Source organism: Exiguobacterium sp. LL15, from assembly GCF_024436095.1.
Lineage (GTDB): Bacteria > Bacillota > Bacilli > Exiguobacteriales > Exiguobacteriaceae > Exiguobacterium_A > Exiguobacterium_A indicum.
This window is the reverse complement of the sequence record NZ_JANFNX010000001.1, coordinates 436,973-459,562: the sequence shown is the minus strand read 5'-3', so window position 1 is coordinate 459,562 and position 22,590 is coordinate 436,973. Positions and strand designations below refer to the sequence as shown.

The 22,590-nt window shown below is 50.9% G+C and carries 25 protein-coding genes and 1 pseudogene; 2 read left to right on the top strand and 24 right to left on the bottom strand.

What is annotated here, in order from left to right; genetic code table 11:
* Positions 1-27: 27 nt before the first annotated feature.
* From NOM72_RS02210 to NOM72_RS02160, 11 genes are all read right to left on the bottom strand, one after another.
* Positions 28-1,194: a bifunctional cystathionine gamma-lyase/homocysteine desulfhydrase gene (locus NOM72_RS02210; protein ID WP_023469163.1), complete on the bottom strand. Its 1,167-nt coding sequence runs from the start codon at positions 1,192-1,194 to the stop codon at positions 28-30.
* A complete protein-coding gene (locus NOM72_RS02205) occupies positions 1,187-2,110 on the bottom strand; it encodes a PLP-dependent cysteine synthase family protein (protein ID WP_023469164.1) in 924 nt (307 codons plus the stop codon). The genes NOM72_RS02210 and NOM72_RS02205 overlap by 8 nt, the downstream gene beginning before the upstream one ends.
* On the bottom strand, positions 2,107-2,571 hold the full coding sequence (locus tag NOM72_RS02200) for an S-ribosylhomocysteine lyase (protein ID WP_023469165.1): 465 nt from the start codon (positions 2,569-2,571) through the stop codon (positions 2,107-2,109). Before NOM72_RS02200 ends, NOM72_RS02205 begins: the two co-directional genes overlap by 4 nt.
* 3 nt (positions 2,572-2,574) lie before the next feature.
* On the bottom strand, positions 2,575-3,213 hold the full coding sequence (locus NOM72_RS02195; RefSeq protein WP_023469166.1) for a class I SAM-dependent methyltransferase: 639 nt from the start codon (positions 3,211-3,213) through the stop codon (positions 2,575-2,577).
* A 538-nt stretch (positions 3,214-3,751) separates the two neighbouring features.
* Complete coding sequence (locus NOM72_RS02190; RefSeq protein ID WP_023469167.1) at positions 3,752-4,033, bottom strand: thioredoxin family protein; 282 nt, start codon at positions 4,031-4,033, stop codon at positions 3,752-3,754.
* A 98-nt stretch (positions 4,034-4,131) separates the two neighbouring features.
* Positions 4,132-4,515, bottom strand: a complete 384-nt coding sequence (gene gcvH, locus NOM72_RS02185) for a glycine cleavage system protein GcvH (RefSeq protein ID WP_050678664.1) — start codon at positions 4,513-4,515, stop codon at positions 4,132-4,134.
* A 64-nt stretch (positions 4,516-4,579) separates the two neighbouring features.
* Positions 4,580-4,942, bottom strand: coding sequence for an arsenate reductase family protein (locus tag NOM72_RS02180; RefSeq protein WP_149427757.1), 363 nt, complete (start codon positions 4,940-4,942; stop codon positions 4,580-4,582).
* A gap of 34 nt (positions 4,943-4,976) precedes the next feature.
* Positions 4,977-5,429 (bottom strand): DinB family protein, encoded by a 453-nt coding sequence (locus NOM72_RS02175; RefSeq protein WP_255997646.1) that lies wholly within the window; start codon positions 5,427-5,429, stop codon positions 4,977-4,979.
* 75 nt (positions 5,430-5,504) lie between these two features.
* The gene (locus NOM72_RS02170) at positions 5,505-7,289 is read right to left on the bottom strand and encodes an acyl-CoA dehydrogenase family protein (protein WP_255997644.1); all 1,785 of its coding nucleotides are present in this window, start codon (positions 7,287-7,289) and stop codon (positions 5,505-5,507) included.
* Entirely contained in the window at positions 7,286-8,476 is a 1,191-nt protein-coding gene (locus NOM72_RS02165; protein ID WP_055968856.1) for an acetyl-CoA C-acetyltransferase, read from the bottom strand. Before NOM72_RS02165 ends, NOM72_RS02170 begins: the two co-directional genes overlap by 4 nt.
* Before the next feature lie 17 nt (positions 8,477-8,493).
* Positions 8,494-10,911 carry a 3-hydroxyacyl-CoA dehydrogenase/enoyl-CoA hydratase family protein gene (locus tag NOM72_RS02160; protein WP_255997642.1) on the bottom strand — a complete coding sequence of 806 codons (2,418 nt, stop codon included), beginning with the start codon at positions 10,909-10,911 and terminating at the stop codon, positions 8,494-8,496.
* Between the two features lie 183 nt (positions 10,912-11,094).
* On the opposite strand from NOM72_RS02160, the gene NOM72_RS02155 reads away from it, so the two are divergent.
* The gene (locus NOM72_RS02155; RefSeq protein ID WP_255997640.1) at positions 11,095-11,742 is read left to right on the top strand and encodes a class I SAM-dependent methyltransferase; all 648 of its coding nucleotides are present in this window, start codon (positions 11,095-11,097) and stop codon (positions 11,740-11,742) included.
* A gap of 1 nt (position 11,743) precedes the next feature.
* Positions 11,744-12,001 (top strand): hypothetical protein, encoded by a 258-nt coding sequence (locus tag NOM72_RS02150; RefSeq protein ID WP_214859494.1) that lies wholly within the window; start codon positions 11,744-11,746, stop codon positions 11,999-12,001.
* A gap of 359 nt (positions 12,002-12,360) precedes the next feature.
* Here the strand turns inward: NOM72_RS02150 and NOM72_RS02145 are convergent, their stop codons facing one another.
* From NOM72_RS02145 to NOM72_RS02085, 13 genes and pseudogenes are all read right to left on the bottom strand, one after another.
* Positions 12,361-13,179: a DUF2785 domain-containing protein gene (locus tag NOM72_RS02145; RefSeq protein ID WP_214859492.1), complete on the bottom strand. Its 819-nt coding sequence runs from the start codon at positions 13,177-13,179 to the stop codon at positions 12,361-12,363.
* A 59-nt stretch (positions 13,180-13,238) separates the two neighbouring features.
* Positions 13,239-14,156, bottom strand: coding sequence for a proline dehydrogenase family protein (locus NOM72_RS02140; RefSeq protein ID WP_023469178.1), 918 nt, complete (start codon positions 14,154-14,156; stop codon positions 13,239-13,241).
* Positions 14,157-14,240: 84 nt separating this feature from the next.
* Positions 14,241-14,915 carry a TVP38/TMEM64 family protein gene (locus NOM72_RS02135; RefSeq protein WP_075643063.1) on the bottom strand — a complete coding sequence of 225 codons (675 nt, stop codon included), beginning with the start codon at positions 14,913-14,915 and terminating at the stop codon, positions 14,241-14,243.
* Entirely contained in the window at positions 14,912-15,571 is a 660-nt protein-coding gene (trhA, locus tag NOM72_RS02130; RefSeq protein ID WP_035396436.1) for a PAQR family membrane homeostasis protein TrhA, read from the bottom strand. Before trhA ends, NOM72_RS02135 begins: the two co-directional genes overlap by 4 nt.
* Before the next feature lie 218 nt (positions 15,572-15,789).
* Positions 15,790-16,405: pseudogene (hisIE, locus tag NOM72_RS02125) on the bottom strand (bifunctional phosphoribosyl-AMP cyclohydrolase/phosphoribosyl-ATP diphosphatase HisIE).
* A complete protein-coding gene (gene hisF, locus NOM72_RS02120) occupies positions 16,402-17,151 on the bottom strand; it encodes an imidazole glycerol phosphate synthase subunit HisF (protein ID WP_023469183.1) in 750 nt (249 codons plus the stop codon). The pseudogene hisIE and the gene hisF overlap by 4 nt, the downstream one beginning before the upstream one ends.
* Positions 17,145-17,849, bottom strand: a complete 705-nt coding sequence (gene hisA / locus NOM72_RS02115) for a 1-(5-phosphoribosyl)-5-[(5-phosphoribosylamino)methylideneamino]imidazole-4-carboxamide isomerase (RefSeq protein ID WP_029342450.1) — start codon at positions 17,847-17,849, stop codon at positions 17,145-17,147. Before hisA ends, hisF begins: the two co-directional genes overlap by 7 nt.
* Positions 17,822-18,409, bottom strand: coding sequence for an imidazole glycerol phosphate synthase subunit HisH (gene hisH, locus NOM72_RS02110; protein WP_255997628.1), 588 nt, complete (start codon positions 18,407-18,409; stop codon positions 17,822-17,824). Before hisH ends, hisA begins: the two co-directional genes overlap by 28 nt.
* The gene (gene hisB, locus NOM72_RS02105; protein WP_035396348.1) at positions 18,406-18,987 is read right to left on the bottom strand and encodes an imidazoleglycerol-phosphate dehydratase HisB; all 582 of its coding nucleotides are present in this window, start codon (positions 18,985-18,987) and stop codon (positions 18,406-18,408) included. The genes hisH and hisB overlap by 4 nt, the downstream gene beginning before the upstream one ends.
* Positions 18,960-19,931: a pyridoxal phosphate-dependent aminotransferase gene (locus NOM72_RS02100; RefSeq protein ID WP_255997627.1), complete on the bottom strand. Its 972-nt coding sequence runs from the start codon at positions 19,929-19,931 to the stop codon at positions 18,960-18,962. The genes hisB and NOM72_RS02100 overlap by 28 nt, the downstream gene beginning before the upstream one ends.
* Complete coding sequence (gene hisD, locus NOM72_RS02095) at positions 19,931-21,148, bottom strand: histidinol dehydrogenase (RefSeq protein WP_255997626.1); 1,218 nt, start codon at positions 21,146-21,148, stop codon at positions 19,931-19,933. The genes NOM72_RS02100 and hisD overlap by 1 nt, the downstream gene beginning before the upstream one ends.
* Positions 21,145-21,756, bottom strand: a complete 612-nt coding sequence (gene hisG / locus NOM72_RS02090) for an ATP phosphoribosyltransferase (protein ID WP_023469189.1) — start codon at positions 21,754-21,756, stop codon at positions 21,145-21,147. The genes hisD and hisG overlap by 4 nt, the downstream gene beginning before the upstream one ends.
* Positions 21,757-22,578 carry an ATP phosphoribosyltransferase regulatory subunit gene (locus NOM72_RS02085; protein WP_035396343.1) on the bottom strand — a complete coding sequence of 274 codons (822 nt, stop codon included), beginning with the start codon at positions 22,576-22,578 and terminating at the stop codon, positions 21,757-21,759.
* Positions 22,579-22,590 lie beyond the last annotated feature (12 nt).

Sequence of the window (22,590 nt, the reverse complement as noted above, 5' to 3'; positions counted from 1 at the left end):
GAATATTAGCAGGGGTTATTTTTGTTGTCAAACAGTTTTTTCAGAAACTTTTTCGAGGAACGTGAAAGCACGTGTTAAGTCTTCTTTCAAATCTTCCGCATCCTCAAGTCCAACTGAAATCCGAACGAGACCGTCCGTGATGCCGAGTTCTGCCCGACGTTCTGCTGGGATCGACGCGTGCGTCATCCGTGCCGGCACCGAAATCAGACTCTCGACGGCACCAAGACTCTCAGCGAGTGTGAAGAAGTGTGTCGCCTCGACGAGTTTTTCTGCGTTCGCTGCTGAACCGACATCAAAGCTGATCATCCCACCAAATCCAGTCGCTTGTTTCGCTTGGATGTCGTGACCAGGATGCGATGCAAGTCCTGGGTAGAAGATGTTCGAGACGATGTCTTGCGCTTGTAGGAACGCAACGAGATCATGTGCTGTCTCTTCGATCGCATCCATTCGGATACCGAGTGTACGAAGACCACGGACGAGCAAGAAGCTGTCTTGCGGTCCAAGCACGCCGCCTGTCGAGTTTTGGATGAAGTGCAGCTCTTCGCCGAGCGCATCATCTTTGACGACGACAAGTCCAGCGACGACGTCCGAATGTCCGCCGATGTATTTCGTCGCACTGTGCAAGACGATGTCTGCACCAAGTGCGAGTGGTTGTTGATGATAAGGTGTCGCGAACGTGTTGTCGACGACAAGTTTAAGATCGTGACGTTTGGCGATCGTTGCGATTGCTTCAATGTCCGTTACTTTCAACAACGGGTTCGTCGGTGTTTCGACGTAGACGATTTTCGTGTTGTCTTGGATCGCTGCTTCCGTTGCCGCAAGGTCCGTCGTATCGACGAATGTCACTTGGATGTTGAACTTCGGTAAGACGCGTTGCATCAAGCGGAACGTACCACCGTAGACGTCATCCGTCATGACGATGTGGTCGCCAGACTCAAGCAAGTGGAAGACGGCATGGATCGCTGCCATCCCAGAACCGAACGCAAAACCACGTGCGCCGCCTTCAAGATCCGCAATCAATCGTTCGATGCTCGTCCGTGTCGGGTTCGCTGTCCGTGAGTATTCGTATCCGTCCTTAAGTTGACCGATTTTATCCTGCTTGTATGTGCTTGTTTGATAGATTGGAGGTGTGACGGCTCCTGTTGCCCGATCGACACCTGTTCCTCCATGAATCAATGCTGTCTTCTTACGCATGAGTTTCGTCCACCTTTTCAAAGATTTGTTGGCTTAAATAGCGTTCGGCACTGTCTGCGAAGACGGTGACGATCGTACTGCCGGGGTGACGCTTTGCGATATCAAGCGCAGCAACGAGCGCTGCACCTGCTGAACTACCAACGAGTAATCCTTCGCGAGCAGCGAGTGTATGAACCGCGTCAAATGCATCGCGGTCAGAAATCGTATGAATCTCATCAACGAGTTCACGCGGAACGAGGCTTGGCCATTTCGCTGTACCGATACCTTCTGTCTTATGCGGACCGGCTGGACCACCATTTAAGACGGAGCCTTCCGGTTCGACGATTGCTGCTTTTGTACCGAGACGTTGTTTTAAGAAGTCCGCTGTTCCGGCGAACGTACCACCTGAACCACAACCGGCAACGAACCAGTCGATGTGCGGCAAGTCCGCAATCAGCTCAGGACCGAGTGTCCGCTGATACGTGACTGGGTTCTCTTCGTTTTCGAATTGTAACGGAACGTAGCTGTTCGGAATTTCCTGACCGAGTTCTTTTGCCCGGTCGATAGCCCCTTGCATATCGAGTTCAGTCGGTGTGTTGACGACGGTTGCGCCGAGTGCCCGCATCAACGTCTGCTTTTCCTGACTGAATTTTTCCGGAACGACACAGATGACTTGGAGATCGTATTTTTTAGCGGCGAGCGCCAAGCCGATGCCGGTATTCCCGGCTGTCGGCTCGATGATCGTACCGCCTGGTGTCACATGTCCGTTTTCGATTGCTGCATCAACGAGTTGAATGCCAAGGCGGTCTTTGACGCTGCCCCCAGGGTTCATCCATTCGAGCTTCGCCAAAATGCGCGTACCAGCAGGCAAATCGAATGAAGTGATCTCGTAGAGTGGTGTGTTTCCGACGAGGTCGCGGACGTTGTTCGCGATCATCCGAAGACGATGTCCCATTCATCACGACCGGCAAGCATTTTCTCGGCATAGTGCTTCGCTCCTTTGAGGTCATGTGCGCTCGCAAATCCACATTGGACTTCGTTTTGCGCTGGAATCTCTTCTGCTGCGAGGACGTCTTTCAACGTCTTCTCAACGAGTTCGCTCATTTTTTCGACCGAGTCGAAGTTCATCATCGCCATGTAGAAACCTGTTTGGCATCCCATTGGCGAGACATCGATGACATCATCCGAGTAGTTACGGATGTTTTCAGCAAGTAAGTGCTCGAGTGTATGCATCGCACGCATCGGCATTTGCTCAACGTTTGGTTGTGTGAAACGGATATCGTATTTGACGACTTGGTCGACTTTACCTTCTTTATAACCCGCGACGCGGATATAAGGTGCTTTGACTTTCGTATGATCCAGGTTAAAGCTTTCGACGTTCATTTTTTGAAGTGCCATGATTTATTCCCCCATTTTCTCGGCTTCTACGAGCCAGACGAAGTGATTGTATTGTATAAATTTAACAGTGAATCCTCGTGCTGTAAACAATTCTTCCATAACTGGAATCAACGGGTAGAACTCGCGTTCGAGATCTTCCGCTAACGCGTCGAACCCTTGAGCACGTGCTTCACGAATCGTTTGCAGGCGTGCCTCTTCTGAGACGAACATCGTATCCGCGTAGACGATTTTTCCGTCTGCCGGTAAATGTGATGCCATCAGTTCGATCGCTTCTCCCTTTTCCTCATCTGTTAGATGATGAAACGCATACGTCGAAACAAAACTGCGTGCTTCCTTCGCTTCGAACGAGAGGAAGTGACCGTCTTGTACATCAAGTGACGGAATCTTTTCCGTCAGGATTGCCCGCATCTCCGGACTTGGTTCGACGGCGAGTACGGCGTCGTGACGTGCCAGAAGACGTTGTGTCAGGTTCCCTGTGCCTGCTCCGAATTCAATGACCGGCGACTGCGCTTTATCCGCTACTGTATCCAAAATCTCATCGTATCGACGAAAAACCTCTTTATACTCCGGATCGTGTCCAGTTACTGTCTCGTCATACGTCGATGCCCATTCTGTGAAAACATCCATAAAACGTACTGTCATGCCTTGTCGTCCTCCATCTCACCAGTTAATTCCGAGTAATCGGATATGAATTAAAGTAATTTTCCTTATTCGCATTGTAGCAAGGAGATTCTATCCTGGCAAGCGACCGGCTCAAAAAACTTCCAGAAAACAAAAAAAGGCGTTGCCGGCGAACCGACAACACGAATAATGTGGTTAGAAATGCTACGAAGGAAAACCCAGCTCCATTCGGAATTGTTCGCTCTTCCGCGTGGAGGACGGCGCCTGTTCGACATGATTGCCAGCTTACGTTCACTTCCTGATCGGTCCTTTCGATCCACCACCCGTTCATTGCACCGCTTCGTCTTTGGGGGACGACTTAAGGGGAAACAATACACCGGCTTAGGATGGGAGAAAGGGTTCAGGACTTGAATCGTATTGAACAATCATCTCTGCTAGACTTCCTATAATGCATTTCTAGAAGTTGTTATGAATATACCATTCATATTTCTGCGTTGTCAACGGATTATTGTAAATATTCCGACAATTTAACAAAAAGAAAAATCCAATCGGACTTCTCTTACCGTTCTTGACAGAAAGCAAAGACGTTTTGAACGGACTGGAAAGCATAAAGTCGCTCTACGACTTGATTTTCTTCAATTCGCAACAACGCAGGAACACTCATGACACGGGCTTCTTCTAAGAAATCCGGAATGAAATTCCCGTTCGCCTTCTGAATCGATTGACCTGATTCCGTCGCTTCGACGATATCGAGCATACGTTCCGCGATGGCGCATGTCCCGCACATCGGTGCATAGACATACAATAGCCCGTTTTCCGGGACGGTCGTGACCTCTTGCATGACGGTCGCTCCTTTCTTCGTGGTATCTGTCGTCAGTATACAAAAAAAAGAGAGCGGACGAAACGCAAGCGCCTCGTTCACTCTCTTTTCGTTAAGTATTACTCGTTGATCATCGATTTGTATGCTGCAGCATCCATCAATGCTTCGACTTGCGATGCATCTTCGATTTCGATGTCGACCATCCAAGCGCCTTCGAATGGTGACTCGTTGACGAGTTCTGGGGAATCTGAAAGATTTTCGTTGATGGCAACGACTTTACCAGTGATCGGTGCATATAGTTCCGAGACTGTCTTGACCGACTCGACTGAACCGAATGGCTCGTTTGCTGTGATCGTATCACCGACTTCAGGCAATTCGACGAAGACGATATCCCCGAGTTCGTGTTGCGCGAAATCCGTGATTCCGATGCGCGCCTTGTTTCCTGATACTTCGACCCATTCATGTTCTTCCGAATAGCGTAAGTTGTCTTTTACTTGACTCATTTCCGATTCCCCCTGTGGACTAATTTGGACTAACGTGTTCAGTATACCAAAATCGACTCTGAACTTAATACCATTTTCCTTGATACATTTCTTCCTTGAAGCCGATCGTGACGTCTTTCCCGTCTGTAACGATCGGACGCTTCAACAACATACCATCACTTGCGAGCAACTTGTATTGCTCGTCTTCCGATAACTCTGGAAGTTTGTCCTTAATCCCTTGCGAACGATACGATTGACCGCTCGTATTAAAGAATTTCTTCAGTGGCTCTCCACTCTTTTGATGAAGTTCCTCGATCGTCGTTGCAGATGGTGTTTCCTCGACGATATGTTTGTAGTCCACTTCGACACCGTGCTGTTCGAGTGCTTTTTTTGCTTTGACACACGTACTACATTTCGGATAGCCGTACATCGTGACTGTTTTTGTCATATTCCTCACCTCATCTTCAAGAGTAGCAGATGGATCACTTCTGCTTCAAGCGTGCGAGCGCCCCGTCAATCTGATCTTGATGATGGGCGTCATGAGCAACGAACGACTCGACGAAGGCTTGCGGTCGAAAATCCTCATAGGTCGCTTCAAATTGCCCGTCAGATAGACGAGCGAGGTGATTGACGATGTCACGCCGGACGCTGATTGCTTTCTTCAATAAGGCGAGCGGATCGATATGATGCGCATATTCGACCGCCTGTCGATTGAACTGATCAAAATCCGTCTCGACGAGCGTCAACGGTTCATCCGGTAACTTCGAGATGGCATGATCGTAATAAAACCGGTCCCATAAATACAGATGACTGACGCACTCAAGGACGGTCCACTTGTTAAGCGCAAGCGGCAGATCCCATTCTTCCGGCGACAAACGTTCAAGGGATTGATAGTAGGCAATCGCAAATTGCAGTTCAACCAATTCTTGGCGCATCTCGTTTTCCTCCTCCAACCAAAAACTTCGCCTTTACAGAGATTTTCCCTGCAAAGGCGAAGCGGTAAACCTGACTTAGACCGTATATTTGTTTGACTCGATGAGGCGTTTTGCGATGTCGCGTTTCGTACCAATGACGTTGATCGGCTGGTAACGGCTGAATTTTTTCAGCGCTGAGAGCAACATCCGGAGCTCGTCGCCGCTTGCTGCCGCGTAGAGCGTCTCTTTCGCGTCACGCTCGACAGCTTCGAACGCTTGTTGTGCGAAGACTTCCGTATAACGGACTTTCAGTTCGCTCTTCTCGATGCCTTTGTTAGCAATTGCTTTATCCGTCCGGACGATCGCTGACTCGAGCGCATAGATCGCACTCATGATGTCGGCTGTGTTCGCTAAGATTTCTTGTTCTCCTTGGAGTTTGTCCTGGTATTTCTGGACCGCTGTTCCGGCAGTCAACAAGAAGATCTTCTTCATCATCGCGAGTAAGTGACGTTCGCGATCAAGTGGTGCTGTTCCGATTTCTGTCGGCATGAAGCTCATCACTTCTTGTTGCAGACGCTGTGCTTCCGCAAGCAACGGCAACTCGCCTTTCATCGCTTTCTTCAGCAACGTTCCTGGAACGAGAAGACGGTTGATCTCGTTCGTTCCTTCGAAGATCCGGTTGATCCGTGAATCACGGTACATGTTCTCGACTTCATATTCTGCCATGAAGCCATAGCCTCCGTGGATCTGAACCGCTTCATCGATGACATAATCAAATGTTTCCGAAGCAAAGACTTTGTTCATCGAGCATTCAATCGCGTACTCCGCGATTGCATCGGCGATTTTCTTACCGTCCTTGCTCTCTTCTTCTGACAACTGATCGAGACTGTCTTGGAACAGACCACCTGTCCGGTAGACCGAACTCTCCATCGCATACGTCTGTGCTGCCATCGTCGCGAGTTTTTCTTGAATCAATGGGAACGAGCTGATAGGTGTCTTGAACTGTTTACGTTCATTCGAGTACTGGACTGCGAGATCAATCGCCCGTTTTGACGAACCGACAGCACCGACAGCTAATTTATAACGACCGACGTTCAAGATGTTGAAGGCGATGACGTGACCGCGTCCGATCTCACCAAGGACGTTATCGACTGGTACTTCTGCATCTTGTAAGATCAACGTCCGTGTCGATGATCCTTTGATTCCCATCTTCTGTTCCTCAACGCCTGTCGAGACGCCTGGATACGATCCTTCGACGAGGAAGGCTGTGAACTTGTCACCGTCGATTTTTGCGTAGACGACGAACAAGCTTGCAAAACCAGCGTTCGTGATCCATTGTTTTTCACCGTTCAAGATGTAGTGCGTACCAGCTTCGTTCAAGACAGCCGTCGTTTTAGCACCAAGAGCATCCGAACCAGAGCCTGGCTCTGTCAACGCGTACGAAGCAATCCACTCCCCTGAAGCGAGTTTCGGCAAGTATTTCTGCTTTTGCTCTTCGTTACCGAAGAAGACAATCGGCAACGAACCGATTCCGACGTGTGCGCCGTAGCTGAGGGCGAACGAACGTCCACGCGCGAACTTCTCCGTGATGATCGAAGACGAGATCTTATCCATCTGATAGCCGCCGTATGCTTCCGGAACGTCTGCGCCGAGTAGACCAAGCTCGCCTGCTTCACGGAGTAGACCGACCGACAGTTCGAACTCGTGTTTTTCGATCCGGTCAAGGACAGGAACGACACGATCTTCGACGAACTTCGCTGTCATATCACCGACCATTTTGTGTTCTTCCGAGAAATCCTCTGGTGTGAAGAGACGTTCTGGTGCTAACTCATCTAATACGAAACTGCCACCTTTGATTAATTCGTTTGTCGTTTGGCTCATTGTCCTGTTCCTCCTTCAACTAGTTCGAATACGCCTGCTGCGCCCATTCCGCCACCGATACACATCGAGACGACACCATACTGGACATTCCGGCGTTTCATTTCATGCAAGAGCGTCAATGTGAGTTTGGTTCCTGTACAACCGAGTGGGTGACCGAGGGCGATCGCTCCACCGTTGACGTTGACGATGTCTTCGTTTAATCCAAGCTCGCGGATGACACCGAGCGACTGCGAAGCGAACGCTTCGTTCAACTCGATCAATCCGACGTCTTCAAGCGTGATGCCTGCGAGGTCCAGTGCCTTTGGAATCGCAACGACCGGTCCGATTCCCATCACTTCCGGACGGACACCACCGACCGCGAACGATTTGAACTTTCCGAGAATCGGTAACCCTTGGCGTTCTGCTTCTTCCCGTTCCATGACGAGGACAGCTGCCGCACCGTCTGACGTCTGCGAAGAGTTCCCTGCTGTGACGCTACCGCCAAGGCGGAACGCTGGGCGAAGTTTCGCAAGACCTTCCGGTGACGAATCCGGACGAACGCCTTCATCGTGTTCGACGATGAATGTCTTCTCTTCGATTTTCAGTTCATCATTGACGAATTGTTCCGTCACCGTTACCGGGACGATTTCGTCAGCAAACTTACCAGCCGCGATTGCTGCTGCCGCTTTTTGGTGACTCTTCAACGCAAACGCATCTTGATCTTCCCGTGAGACATTGTAGGTCGCAGCGACTTGCTCCGCTGTGTGCCCCATGCTCATGTAATATTCCGGTGCCGTGTCGACGATTGACGGATTAGGTCGGACGACGTGACCTGGCATCGGGACTTGACTCATTGATTCGAGTCCACCAGCGACGACCGCAGTTGCTTGCCCCGTCATGATTTTCATCGCTGCGTCAGCGATCGATTGTAGTCCACTTGAGCAATACCGGTTGATCGTGATCGCCGGTACCTCGTGTGATAATCCACCGAGGACCGAAGCGTAACGGGCGATGTTCATGCCTTGTTCCGCTTCCGGCAAGGCACATCCGAGAATGACGTCATCGACCGCTCCCGTGTAACCGGACCGTTTCAACGTTTCCTGGATGGCGATGCCTGCTAATTCATCCGAGCGCATCGATTTGAATGCGCCCTTTTTTGCTTTTCCGACCGGTGTCCGTGCACCGGCGACGATTACTGCTTCCTTCATCCGAATCCCCCCAGTCCTCAGTTACGAAGCGGCTTGCCTTTGACGAGCATGTGCTGCATCCGTTGTTGTGTCTTCATCTCACCGATCAGGCTCAAGAATGCTTCCCGTTCGATGTCGAGCATATATTGTTCATCGACGAGGCTACCGAAGGCGACGTTTCCGCCGGCGATGACGTGTGCGAGTTTACTAGCGATTTTTAAATCGTGTTCCGAGATATAGCCGCCGTAGAACATTTCGCGTGTCGCGAGTTCAAGCGTCGCTTTTCCAGCACGACCGACGACTGGAATCTTCGCTTTCGCTGGTGCCGTGTAGCCGGTCCGGTCCAGTTCAAGGACGAGTTGTTTCGCATCATACGTCAAGTGATCTCGGTTCATCGAGATCTGATCAACGGAGCGGACATATCCGAGTTCGCGTGCTTCAAAGGCTGATTTTGAGACTTTTGCCATCGCGACGTTCTCGAACGTTTTTTGTGCTGCTTTCTCGATATTAACGAGTCCGTCTGGTGTGTTTTCTAACAGTCGACGGTACGTATTGACGTTTCCGCCGCCTCCTGGAATTAGACCGACACCGACTTCGACGAGACCCATGTACGTTTCAAGACCAGCTTGCAGGCGAGCTGCCGGAAGCGAGATTTCTGTACCGCCACCAAGCGTCATCCCTTGTGGAGCAGCGACGATCGGACGCGATGCGTAACGAATCTTTTGAATCGATTGTTGGAACTTGTTGATGATCCAGTCGAGTTCGAACCAGTTTTCATCTTCCGCTTCCATCAGCATCATCGCTAGGTTCGCACCGACACAGAAGTTCTTGCCATCGTTCGCGATGACGAGACCACGGTGATTTTTCTCAACGAGATCGACCGACTGTTCGATCATCTGCATGATGTCGACACCGATCGCATTGCTCTTCGAAGTGAACTCGAGGACTGCGACATCGTCGCCGATATCAAGCAAGCGCGCCCCGTTGTTCTCTAGTAAAACACCGTTTGACTTCCGGACATCACGGAGTCGGATTTCCTTCGGATTGACCGTTGCTCCGACGTAATCTTTCGTTGCAACGTCATAATGACGACCGGACGCATCATAGAAACTCGTTTTTCCTGCTGCGAGCATCTCATCGACCCATGCCGGTACTGCGTAACCGTCTTGTTTCATCTTCGCGACCGTCTTCTCGACACCGAGTGCGTCCCATGTCTCGAACGGTCCCATCTTCCAACCGAAGCCCCATTTCATCGCTTCGTCGATCGCTTTGATGTCGTCTGCGATCTCACCAGTCAGCTGAGCCGAGTAGAGCAATGTTTTCGCATGGATCGGCCAGAGTAAGGCACCGACACGATCTTGCGCGAAGACGACGGCTTTCAGCTTGTTTTTTGCGCCCGGAAGTGCTTTAGCTTGTCCGATCGACGGCTCAGTAAGCGCTTTCTTTTCAACGTACTCAAATGTCTCTAAATCGAGTTCAAGGATCTGTTTTCCGACTTTCTTATAGAAGCCTTGACCCGTCTTCGCACCGAGTGCCCCTTGTTCGACAAGGCGGCGCATCTCAGCCGGAACCGCGAACGTCTCCTTCTCCTCGCCTTCTGGCAACAAGTCATAGACGTTGTTCGCGACGTGAACGAACGTGTCGATGCCGACGACGTCGAGTGTCCGGAACGTCGCTGACCCTGGGCGACCAAGCAGTGGACCCGTGACCGAATCGACCTCCCCGATCGAATAGCCACCTTTTTTCATCTCATCCATCGTCACGAGGAGACCGTATGTCCCGATTCGGTTGCCGATGAAGTTCGGTGTATCCTTCGCAATGACGACGCCTTTCCCGAGTCGTTCCTCTGCGAATTGCTTCATAAAGTCGACGACACTCGGATCCGTGTCTGACGTTGGAATCAACTCAAGTAACTTCAGATAACGTGGTGGATTAAAGAAGTGTGTCCCGAGGAAACGACGATTGAACGACTCCGAACGCCCTTCGCGCATCGCTTCGATCGAAATGCCTGATGTGTTCGAGCTGACGATCGCGTCTTCCCGAATGAATGGTTCGATCGTTTTAAACAATTGCTGTTTGACGTCGAGTCGTTCGACGACGACTTCGACGATCCAGTCTGCTTCCTTCAGACGTTCTAAGTCGTCTTCTAAGTTTCCGACCTCGATGAAGTCGATCAATTTTTTCGACGCGAGTGGTGCTGGATTTTGTTTCAAGAGTTTTTCGCGGTTATCGCGCGCGATGCGGGAACGGACGCGCGGATCACTCAACGTCAAGCCCTGCTTCTCTTCTTGTGCCGTAAGTTCTTTTGGTACGATATCAAGCATCAATGTCCGTATGCCAGCATTCGCAAGATGTGCCGCGATGCCTGCACCCATCACCCCTGAACCGATGATGACGGCGAATTGGATGTGTTTCGTCAACTGGATTGTGGTCGGCTGACCGATTTGACTCGCCATGATATACCCCCTGAGTTTAAATTGAATGAACAACCATTCATTATACTGACAAAAAAAGAAGCCGAACGACTTTCGTGTGCTTCTTCTACATCTTCATCATAAATGAATAATGATTCAGTAGCAATAAAAAATCAGTCAATGGACAAATTTTCCTGTTAGACTGATAAAAAGGAGTGGATAGAAATGAGTCAAACCGAGCATGTATGGAATCAAAAAGCCGCCGACTGGGCGGATCGCGCTGACGATATGTGGACGAACGGCAGTCGGAAAACCGTTTTGCCGTTCTTACGAAAAACGATCACCGGTGGTCGTTTGCTTGATCTCGGTTGCGGTGATGGTGCAGCCTGTCGCTTACTGACACCGGACTTTCAGACAGTCGGACTTGATGTTTCAGATGAGATGATCCGAATCGCCCGTGAGAAGTCACCCGAGCAGACGTTCATCGTTGGAACGGGTGAAGCATTGCCGTTCGCCGATCATGCGTTTGATGTCGTCCTCGCCGTCAACTCACTCGAATGGTCGACACGTCCCGTTCAAGTGCTGCAAGAAATCGAACGTGTCGCTCCGCTCGTCGTCATCAGTCTACTCGGTCCGACAGCAGCACCACGGCAACTTGCTTACCGTCGTCTGTATGGTGAGGAAGTCGCGATGGGAAATACGATGATGCCGTGGGAACTGTTGCAGCTAGCAAAAGAACGAGGCTGGACGTTACTCGATGAAGCGGTCATCCAAAAAGAAGGTGCCGTCATGACGGGGCATTGGTTACTGGATCAAGCCCATGCTTTCTCGTGTTTGTTTGCTTTTCAGACGACAGCTGTGAGGGAAAGATAGGATGTCGTATACAACTTTTTATACGTTCATATTAGTAGCGTTAGGTATCAATCTGTTGTTTTATATCGATTCACTTGATGTTTTAGAGCGGTGGCAATATTTCTTATTGTACATGGTCTTTCTAATGGGTATACCTGAACTCGGAAGACGCATTTTTCGGAGCTATCAAGAAAAACGATTCCATCCGCAGACCTCTATCTTTCTTGTCATTCTAGTATTTGCAGGCATGCTGTTTTTAGGAAATGTCATTTTGCCGTAATGATCGATGAAACTCCATCATCAAAAACTTCACTGTCTTCTCACCCGCTTTCCTCAGGCGAGATGAAACGTCGCACTTTTTCCTGTAGGAGTCGGGTGAAGACATGTGAGGAGGACGCACTCATTTATTATCCAAAGAACTCAAAAGCGATCGATTCCATTGACGGAAATCGATCGCTTTTGAGTTTAGTTCATTCAGGACGAACCGGGCATCTTCGACTCCTACAGGAAAAGGAAGCATGAACCATGCTTCCGTCAGGGAAGAGGAAGACCCGGCAAATCACATGGAATGTGAGATGCCGCGGCTTACTTCCCGCCTGAGGAAAGCGAAGATGATAGGGACGTCCGGTATACTATGCTTTATCCTCCGTGCGTTCGCTGATGTACCTGTCGCAACCACTCTTCAATTAAGACAAGATCCGATTGTTCTTCCCATTTCAGTCGGAAATAGAGTGTCTGTAGCATCTGTTTGACGTTACGATACGTCGTCCACTCCGCATCTCCCCATGTCACGTCACTCTCAAGCCACTCCTTAATATTACGTTCGATTCGTTGTAATAGGACGTCTTCCGACAGTCCATGACGACAAGCTTGCAACCACGCCGTCACCATCCGGTCCGCTTCTTCATCGACATAGAGATAATCGGATCGGATCAACTGACGAATCATCGCATCAATCGCTCCGAGCTCCTCCTGCGGACGACTCGCTGGGTGCGTAAACCAAACCGCATAGACATCTGCGATATGTGCCATGCTGTGTGCCCACCCCATTCCGTCAATGAATCCACGGACATCCTTTTCTTGCTCCAAATAGGTTTGTAAGTAAGTGGACAGCCGATCCAACTGACTTTGCGTCAATAAGTGTCGGGTTTTGTCCATCACTAACAATTCAGCGAGTGCTAATGCTGAAAATGATCGCGTCAGAACAGCTGTTGTGTCCGCTGTTCCCATTCTATACATCAATCCATGCCCGCTTAAAATAACATCGAAAATTCGATTGGTGTCTTCTATCGTAAAGGATTCTGATGCGATGTAGGTCGCTAATTGCGGATAGATCAATCCATCCCGTAACTCAGAATCCGTCGAACCGATATGTAGAAGTAACTCATCGAGTAATGCAGGCGTTACACTCGCGTCTTGTTGTAGCAGTTCCTTTAATTCTTGTTCTGTGCATGCCATTCTGTCCTCTCCTCTCTGAATCAAAAAAAGACGATGCAACGTTGCATCGCCTTCTCTTCTTATCCTTTGACCATTCCTTTGAGAACGAAGGCAACGTTTGCCGGTCGTTCTGCTAAGCGGCGCATGAAGTAACCGTACCAGTCACGTCCATAAGGAACGTAGACACGGACTTTATAGCCTTGTTTGACGAGTTCGAGTTGACGCTCGACCCGGATACCAAATAACATCTGGAATTCGAACTGGTCTTTTTCGATCCCATTTTCTTTAGCGTGACGGATGACTTGCTCGATCATCGCATCGTCATGTGTTGCGACGGCAGCATAGTTTCCGAGTGATAATTGTAACTTCACGAGCTTGATGTAGTTATGGTCGACGTCTTCCTTCTCTGGGAACGCAACCGTTGCCGGTTCTTTGTATGCCCCTTTGACGATCCGGAGATTCGTCTCGAAGCGTCCGACGCGTTTGATATCATCTTCCGACCGGTAGAGGTACGACTGGATGACCGTCCCAATGTTATCGAAAGATTGGCGCAATTCTTCAAACAATTGAATCGTCTTTTCACAACGTGGCTCATCTTCCATATCAATCGTGACGAAGACACCGAGTTCTTTCGCCCTTGTTAAGATCCGTTCCATGTTCGAGCGAATCAAGTCGTCCGAGATATCGAGTCCGAGTGATGTCAGTTTCAACGAGAGTTGCGAGTCTAATTTTTCTTCCGCAATCATCTCAACCGCACGAATACATTCTTGTGTCATCATCTCTGCTTCCGCTACCGTCGAGATGAACTCCCCTAAATGGTCCATCGTGACGCATAACCCTTTTGCGTTCAATTCCTGGATCGCCCGTTTCGATGCTTCCAATGAATCCCCTGCCACGAAGCGACTTGCTCCGAATTTAAGCCCGTATCGCTTGGCGAGACCGTTCAATGTCTTGTTTTGCGATAAGAAGATAAAACCATCCCGTAGTACTTTTTCCATCACTCATGATTCCCCCTAAATAAATGCTAGGCTGTTTTACCGTGTCGGTTCACATCTCTGCCTTTATATTATGCCATAAAGCGCTTACATACGCTCTTTCTTTTGTTTATTTTTGAGAATCTGATGGGCAACGATACCAACAGCGAAAAACAAGACATACAGACCAATCGCCACAAAGAACTGCCAAGAGAATGGATCGCGAAGGCTTGAGCCGATATTATTGTAAACGAACGCACCGGGAATGATCCCGATGTAGTTGGCGATGGCGAACTGTTTAAAGCGGATTTTTGATAGACCGGACGCATAGCTGATCGCATCAAATGGAAACAGTGGAATCAATCGGACGATCAAGACGACGAGAAAACCGTTTGTCGCGATGCGGTCGTCGAGCACGTTCAGCTTCCCTTTCCCGATCAATTTCTCGACGCCACGGCGACCGAGCAATCGGGCGATCCAAAAGCTGAGTAGCCCGCCGGTACCGGCACCAATGACGTCGAGTAGCGTTCCGAGCCATGGACCGTATGTGTAACCGCCAAAGACGGTCAACAGACTTGCTGGGAAAAAGACGAGTGGTCGAATCGTGTAAGCGAGTACGTAAAGCAACATCCCGGTCAGACCTTGATCCCGTACCCAATCTGATAATGCTTGAATGTCGAATTGCTCCAGCATTCCAGACATCCGGAAGTACAGGAGCAACCCAAGACCAAACATAAAATACAGCGTAAGCGGGAGCCAGTCCCGGAGCCGTAATTTCTTCATGACATCGTCGCTGGAGCAACATAGTAGAAAATCGAGAGGAAAATCAGGACACTGCCCGCAAGGACGAACAGATGCCAAATCGCGTGGTTATACGGCAAGCGTGCCCAGACGTAGAAGATGACGCCGAGCGAGTATGCAAGGCCACCACCAAGGAGCAGTAAGAATCCTTGTAATCCAAGTGCTTCATAGATCGGCTTGATTGCAAACAGACAACACCAGCCAAGAATCAGATAAGACGCATTCGAGATCCAGACGTATTTACCGGTTGAATAGAGTTTCCAGATGATGCCGAGCGTTCCGACACCCCAGACGATGCCAAGCAACGTCCAGCCGAGCGGACCACGGAGTGTGATCAAAGCGAACGGTGTATAACTACCAGCAATCAAGAGATAGATGCCAGCATGATCTAAAATTTGTAGAACCTTGTTTGCTTTCGTATGCATCAGCGAATGCATCAAGGTCGAGAACAGATAAAGGAGAATCATCGTTGCCCCGAAGATACTGACAGCCGTGACGTTCCAAGCGCTGCCGGATTTCGTCGCCTGCAGGATCAACATCACGAGCGCGACGATACTGAAAATGACACCCAAGCCGTGTGTAATGGCACTGGCGATCTCCTCTTTCAAGGAATCACCTTTTGCGAGCAGCTCTTCGATCGTTTCCTTGGATTGTTGCTTGATCGTTTGCTTGATTTCTTTTTTGGTAACCAATCGAACACCTACTTTCTAAAAACAAAGGACTATGCTTTTGATTATACGCTCTCATGCGACAGCGTGCCTATCGAAACATTCTGTCGATTTGATGACAACTGTCATCTGTTTGTCTTTTCCCGCCCATACAAAAATCCACACCGCCTAGGCGATGTGGATATGCCTTACCACTGTTCAATATCCGGACGATCCTTGAACGTCGATTTTGTTCCGTGACGTTCGTTCAGGACCGCTTCGACTTCTTTGAAGGAGACACCGCGCTCAGCGAGCAAGACCGTTAGGTGGTACAACAAGTCTGCTGTCTCTTCTGCTAACGTATCGTTACCGGCGAGGACAACTTCAAACGCCTCTTCACCGAACTTCTTCGCGATCTTCTCGTACCCGGAAGCAATCAAATAATTCGTATAGGATTCTGCTTCCTTTGCCTCAATCTTCGCTTTGACGGTCTGTTCCAGTTCGTATAACATTTGGCACCTCCACTTCCGTATAGAAACAACTGCGATTTCCGGTATGGCATGTCGGACCGTTCGCTTTGACTGCGATCAAAAGACTATCTTGATCACAATCGATCCACATCCGTTTGAGTTCAAGTGTGTTCCCGCTCGTCTCCCCTTTTGTCCAGAGACGATTCTTCGTCCGCGAGAAGAAGGTAACAAGACCGGTCGCAAGCGTCTTATCATAAGCGGCTTGGTCCATGAAGCCGACCATCAAGACATCGTTCGTCTGTTCGTCGACGACGACGGCAGCGACGAGTCCTTTTGAAAAATTCAATGTCGTCATCGGACTTCGACTCCCCGTTCTTTGAGGTAGGCTTTCGTTTCCGGCATCGTGTACGTCGCTTCATGGAAGATCGAAGCAGCTAAGGCTGCGTCAGCGCCTGCTTCCAATCCTTCCGCCAAGTGATCGAGTGTCCCGACACCGCCGGAAGCGATAATCGGCACGTTGACGACTTCACGCAGACGACGGATCAAGGCGAGATCATACCCGTCTTTTGTTCCGTCAGCGTCCATCGACGTGACGAGTAACTCGCCGGCACCGAGGGCGACAGCTTCCTGTGCCCACTCGATCGCGTCACGTCCGACGGGTTGTGTTCCACCGTGAGAGAAGACACCCCATGAGTCACCGGTCTGCTTCGCATCGATTGCGACGACCGTCGCTTGGACACCGAATAGGCGGCTGACTTCTTGAATCAGTTGTGGATTTTGAAGCGCTGATGAGTTGAGTGAGACTTTGTCAGCACCGGCACGAATCAAGCGTTTCGCGTCTTCGATCGTCTTGATTCCGCCACCGACCGTAAACGGCATATAGATGACTTCTGCGACGCGTTCGACGATATCAAGCATCGTCTCGCGCCCTTCTTGCGTTGCTGAGATATCGAGCAGGACGAGTTCATCTGCCCCTTGTTCGTAATAATACTTTGCGACGGCGACCGGGTCACCGAGATCACGTAAGTTTTGGAATTTTACCCCTTTGACGACACGTCCTTCCTTGACGTCAAGACAGGGAATGATTCGTTTCATCAACATACGCGTAACACCTCTTTTAAGGCAAGTGATCCGTCGAGTAACGCCCGACCGACGACGGCTCCGTCCATGCCGATTTCTTTGAGACGCGCGACGTCATCGACCGTCGTCACACCACCGGAAGCGATCAATTCGACCCCTTCCCGCTTTAGACGATCAAGTCCATCGACATCCGGTCCCATCATCATCCCGTCTCGCGAAATATCCGTATAAAGGAACGTCTTGATCCCTTTACCGATCAAGTGTGTCATTGCTTCTTCAAGCGTCCAGCCGCTCGCTTCGAGCCAACCGCGTGTCTGAACGATACCCTCTTTTGCGTCTAACGCAACAGCCAGTTTATCACCAGCGAGAGCGATCATCTGCTCGAGTAACGCTTCGTCTTCAAGGGCGACCGTGCCGACGAGAATCCGATCGATTCCGGCACCGACGTACGCTTCGACGGTCTCGATGTTTCGGACACCACCACCAGCTTCGACGAACAAACCGGTCTCTTTTTTGATGTCGGCGATCAAGTTCAAGTGTAACGGTTCGCCGGCTTTCGCGCCGTCAAGATCGATCAGGTGAATCGCCGTCGCCCCGTCTTCCTTGAAGCGCTTCGCGATCGTCAACGCATCACCGAAGAATGTCTGTTGGTCAAAATCTCCTTGCTTCAGGCGTACCGCCTGTCCGCTCATTAAATCGATTGCTGGGTAGAGTTGCATGTCGTCTCTCTCCATTCCTTCAGTAGTTTCAATCCGACTTCGCCACTCTTTTCCGGGTGGAACTGCATCCCGGTGACTTGTCCTTTTTGAACGATCGCTGGTACGAGGCGTCCGTATTCGACCGAGTCGACGATCCATTCTGGGTCACAGACGGCACCGTACGAGTGGACGAAATAGACCGCTTCGCCGTGGTTCGTCAGCTGGTGCCAGCCCATATGTGGCAAGCGGACGTCGCTCGGTAGTTTTTCGATCGTTCCCGGTAAGATCCCGAGACCTTCCGTCAGTCCATCTTCGTCACTTGATTCAAAGAGCAGTTGCATCCCGAGGCAAATCCCAAGAAACGGCTTCTTTTCGGCTTGTTCTTTTAAGAAGTCGACGAGTCCCGTTTCCTTCAGGCGCTCCATTGCCGGTGCATAAGCACCGACACCCGGTAAGACGAGTGCTTCCGCTTGGTCGAGCAACTCCGTGTCACTCGTGACGATGACTGCTTCGCCGAGCTCCTTTAACGCCCGCTCGACGTTCGCGATATTCCCGACGCCATAATCGACGATTGCTATCATTGATCAATCAACCCTTTCGTAGACGGTACCCCTTCGCTCGTCACAGCAACTGCCTGACGGACGGCCCGACCGAGTGCTTTGAACAACCCTTCGATCATGTGGTGCGTGTTCGAACCATACAAGACTTCGGCATGAATCGTCATCCGGGCACTGCGCGATAAGCCTTGGAAGAACTCTTCTGCGAGTTCCGTATCAAAGTCACCGAGCTTCGGATTCTTGAAACTAGCACGGAAGACGGTGAACGGACGACCGCTGAAATCAAGGACGACGGACGCAAGGGTCTCGTCCATCGGCACACGCGATTCGCCGTAGCGTTCAATCCCGGCTTTATCGCCGAGCGCTTCCGTCAACGCTGCCCCGAGGACGATCGCTGTATCTTCGACCGTATGGTGCGCATCGATCCACGTATCACCTTTTGCTGTCACCTTCAGACCGATCCGGGCCTGAAAGGCAAATAACGTCAACATATGATCAAAGAACCCGACACCGGTCTTGATTTCAACCGGACCTCCTGCGAGATCGACCTCAACCTTGATGTCTGATTCTGCACTTACTCGTTCGCTTGCGCCACGCCGCATCGTAATTCCTCCTCTACACACGTTTCTAATACTTGCATCGCTTCTGGTGATCCACAACTGACACGGAATGCTTGGTCAAACAAGCGGATCCGTAATCCAGCGTCAGCACAACGCTGCGTAAAGCGTTCGGCTTCTGGATACTCGACATAGACGAAGTTCGCTGCACTCGGATACGTCTTGCCGATTGGCGCGAGAATCCGTTCGATTGCTTCGCGGCTCGCATATGTTTCTTCTAAGACCCGATCGAGTTCCGGTTCTGCCATGATGGCGATGCCGACAGCTGCTGATAGACCAGAGACGTTGTACGGTGATTTAATCTGTTCGATTTCTTCGATGATTTGTTCGCTCGCGATGACAAAACCAAGTCGGAGCGATGCGAGTCCGAACGCTTTTGAGAGCGTCCGTAAGATGATCGCTTTCGGATATTCCTCGAGTAGATGAAGCATCGACTGTTCGAGCGCGAAGTCGATGTACGCCTCATCGATAACGACGTATTTGCCACTGTCGAGCAAGCGACGGATGTCCGCTTCCTTCCGGAGGACACCAGACGGATTGTGTGGGTGGCTCAGGAAGATGATCTCACCGGGTGCTGCGGTCAATCCCTCGACGTCAAGCGCCATCTCGTCAAGTAGCGGTACCCGTTCGAACGGTGCCCGTGCCCGGTCAGCATAAAACTGATACATGACGAAGTCCGGTTCTGAGGCGATGACCGGCATCCCAGGTCCACCGTAGCGGGCACATAAGTAGCCGATCAACTCATCCGAGCCGTTTCCGGCGACGAGTTGCGTCGGACGGACACCGGCGTACGTCGCGTACGATGCCTTGACTTGATCGATGATTTCGACAGGATATTCATTTAAAGGGAACGTTGCGATCAATTCTTGAATCGCTTCGATCCCAACTGGACTGTGGGTCGTGAATCGTTCGTTTTGGTGTAATCGCATTAGTCTTCCCTCACTTCGATAGCTTGTGCGTGTGCTTCGAGTCCTTCAACCCGGGCAACGGTCTTCGCTGCGTTCGCGAGACGTTGTACGCCTGCGCGTGTGGCTTCGAGCATCGTCTGGTGACGCAGGAACGTCCGCGCTGATAATCCAGACGCAAAACGGGCTGTGCCGGATGTCGGCAAGACATGGTTCGTTCCGGCGACGTAATCGCCGAGCGTTTCCGGTGTCTCGTGACCGAGGAAGATCATCCCAGCGTGACGAATCGATTTGACGACCTCTTGCGGATTGGCAACAGCAAGTTCCAAGTGTTCCGCTGCGAGACGGTTCGCTTCTTCGATCGCTTTCTCAAGTGGAGCGACGAAGACGCCACCGTTTTCCATCGCACGACGGGCAATCTCTTGACGCGGCAATTTCTGTAAACGCCGTTCGACCTCTGCATCCACCGCTTGTTTCATCTCTTCCGTTGGTACGAAGGCGATCGCGACAGCGTCACGGTCGTGTTCGGCTTGCGCAAGTAAGTCCGCTGCGATCCGGTCCGGATGCGCTGTTTCGTCCGCGATGACGACGACTTCCGATGGACCGGCGACCGAGTCGATGCCAACGATGCCGTAGACTTGGCGTTTCGCTTCCGCAACGAAGCGGTTTCCGGGTCCGACGATCAAGTCGACGGCTTGGATGCTTTCTGTTCCGAATGTCAGCGCGGCGACAGCTTGCGCTCCACCAATGGTATAGATTTCTGTCACACCAGCGATGCGTGCCGCAACAAGAACCTCGTCACTTAAGTTCGTCATCGGTGTCACCATGACGACGCGTTCGACACCAGCAACTTTCGCTGGAATGGCGTTCATCAAGACCGTCGACGGATAACTTGCCGCACCACCTGGTACATAGATCCCAACCGAATCGACGGGAACAAACCGTTGACGTCGTGTCACGTCTGCTTCGACGAGTTCGATGTCAGATGGCAGTTCTTGTTCGTGCCATTCGACGAGTCGTGTCGCCATCAACTTCAACGAGTCGATCAAGTTGGCGTCTGCCTGTTCGAACGCTTGCGTGATCCGTGTTTCACTGAGACGGAAATCTTCGAGATCAACCTGATCGAATTGGTTCGTGTAATCGCGGACAGCAGCGTCACCGTCTGTTGCGACGCGTTCGAGAATCGCACGGACTGCGAGCTCCGTGTCGCGATCGATGCTGAAAGGTTTTGTCGGTGTCATGATCGTGTCACTCCTTCTGTCAATTGCTCGAGCAAGCGGATGACTTCAACCCGCTTCCGTTTTAACGTCCATTCGCTCGTAAAGAATCGAGCGCTGATATCGATGATTTTTTCGTATTCGTTTAGTCCGTTTGCCCGTAACGTCTCACCTGTCTCGACGATATCGACGATTGCGTCAGCAAGTCCGAGTAACGGTGCCAACTCGACCGAACCGTTCAGCGGTACGATGTCGACGTCGACACCGAGTTCGCTGAAGTAGCGTTTCGCGATGACCGGATATTTCGTCGCAATCCGGACACGGCGCCCACCTTCGAATTGCAACGGTTCCTTCGCACAGACCGACATTCGGCAGACACCGAACGGTAATTCTGCGAGTTCCGATAGCTCTTGATCCGATTCGAGTAAGATGTCACTGCCGGTGATCGCAACATCGAGAACACCTTGAGCGACGTACGGAATCAAGTCCGACCCTTTCATGAAGACGAATTCGTGCTCGCCCCGTTTGACGATTAGTTCGCGTTCAATGGCTCCCCATGTCTCGACGCCAGCTTCTTTCAGATAACGTTCTGTCGCTTTCGACAGCCGTCCTTTTGTAATTCCGATTCGCATTTAGAGCACCTCCGCCAACCGTTCGACCGAGAATCCGATGCCGAACGCCTGTTGTTCTTGTCCGAATTGTTCATAAAGCCGGTCGTAGCGTCCACCGACGAGGACGGGTTCCGTCACACCTTCGATGAAGCCGTGGATCGTGATGCCGTCGTAGTACGTCTGTAAGCCCATTTGACCGAAGTCGAGATCAGCATTGACGGCTTCCGCGAGATCAAGCACGGCATTGAGTCGTGTCTCGTCGACGTACGGTAGGATCGTCTCTGCTCCTTCACGTCCGAATAATAAAGGAAGTTTCGCGAGTAAGGCATCATCGAGTTGACCCGCGATTCGCTTCAATTCGATGACGTTACGTAAACGCAACATCTGCGTCACTTGGTCGCGTAAGTGGTGATCACCGACGCGCGTCTCGATCAAATGCTCGATCAAACCGGCATCACCGATCGAGAGTGTGACTTCTTTTCCCGTCAGTTCTTCGACGAGTCGGACCGCAAGTTGAATTGCTTCAACTTCTGCGATTTGTCCCCGTTCCTCGAACCCGACCTGGAACTTCTCTTCCGGTTGAAAGACCGAGCCACTGTAAAAAACACGTTTATATTGTTCGCGACCACGTTCGCTGAGGGCACGCGCGACACTAGTCGTAAAATCCATTCGAATCTGTTCCCGTCCACCGATTTCCTCAATTAAGGGGGTGATTAATCGGGTATAGTTAGATTGTTCGAGTCCATCTTCGAGCTGACGGATGACCTGCTGGAGCCGCGTTGCCGAGGCACCAACGTAATCTGTCGCTCCATCCTTGAGTCGAATCGTAGAAAATGATTGCATACTCCCACTCCT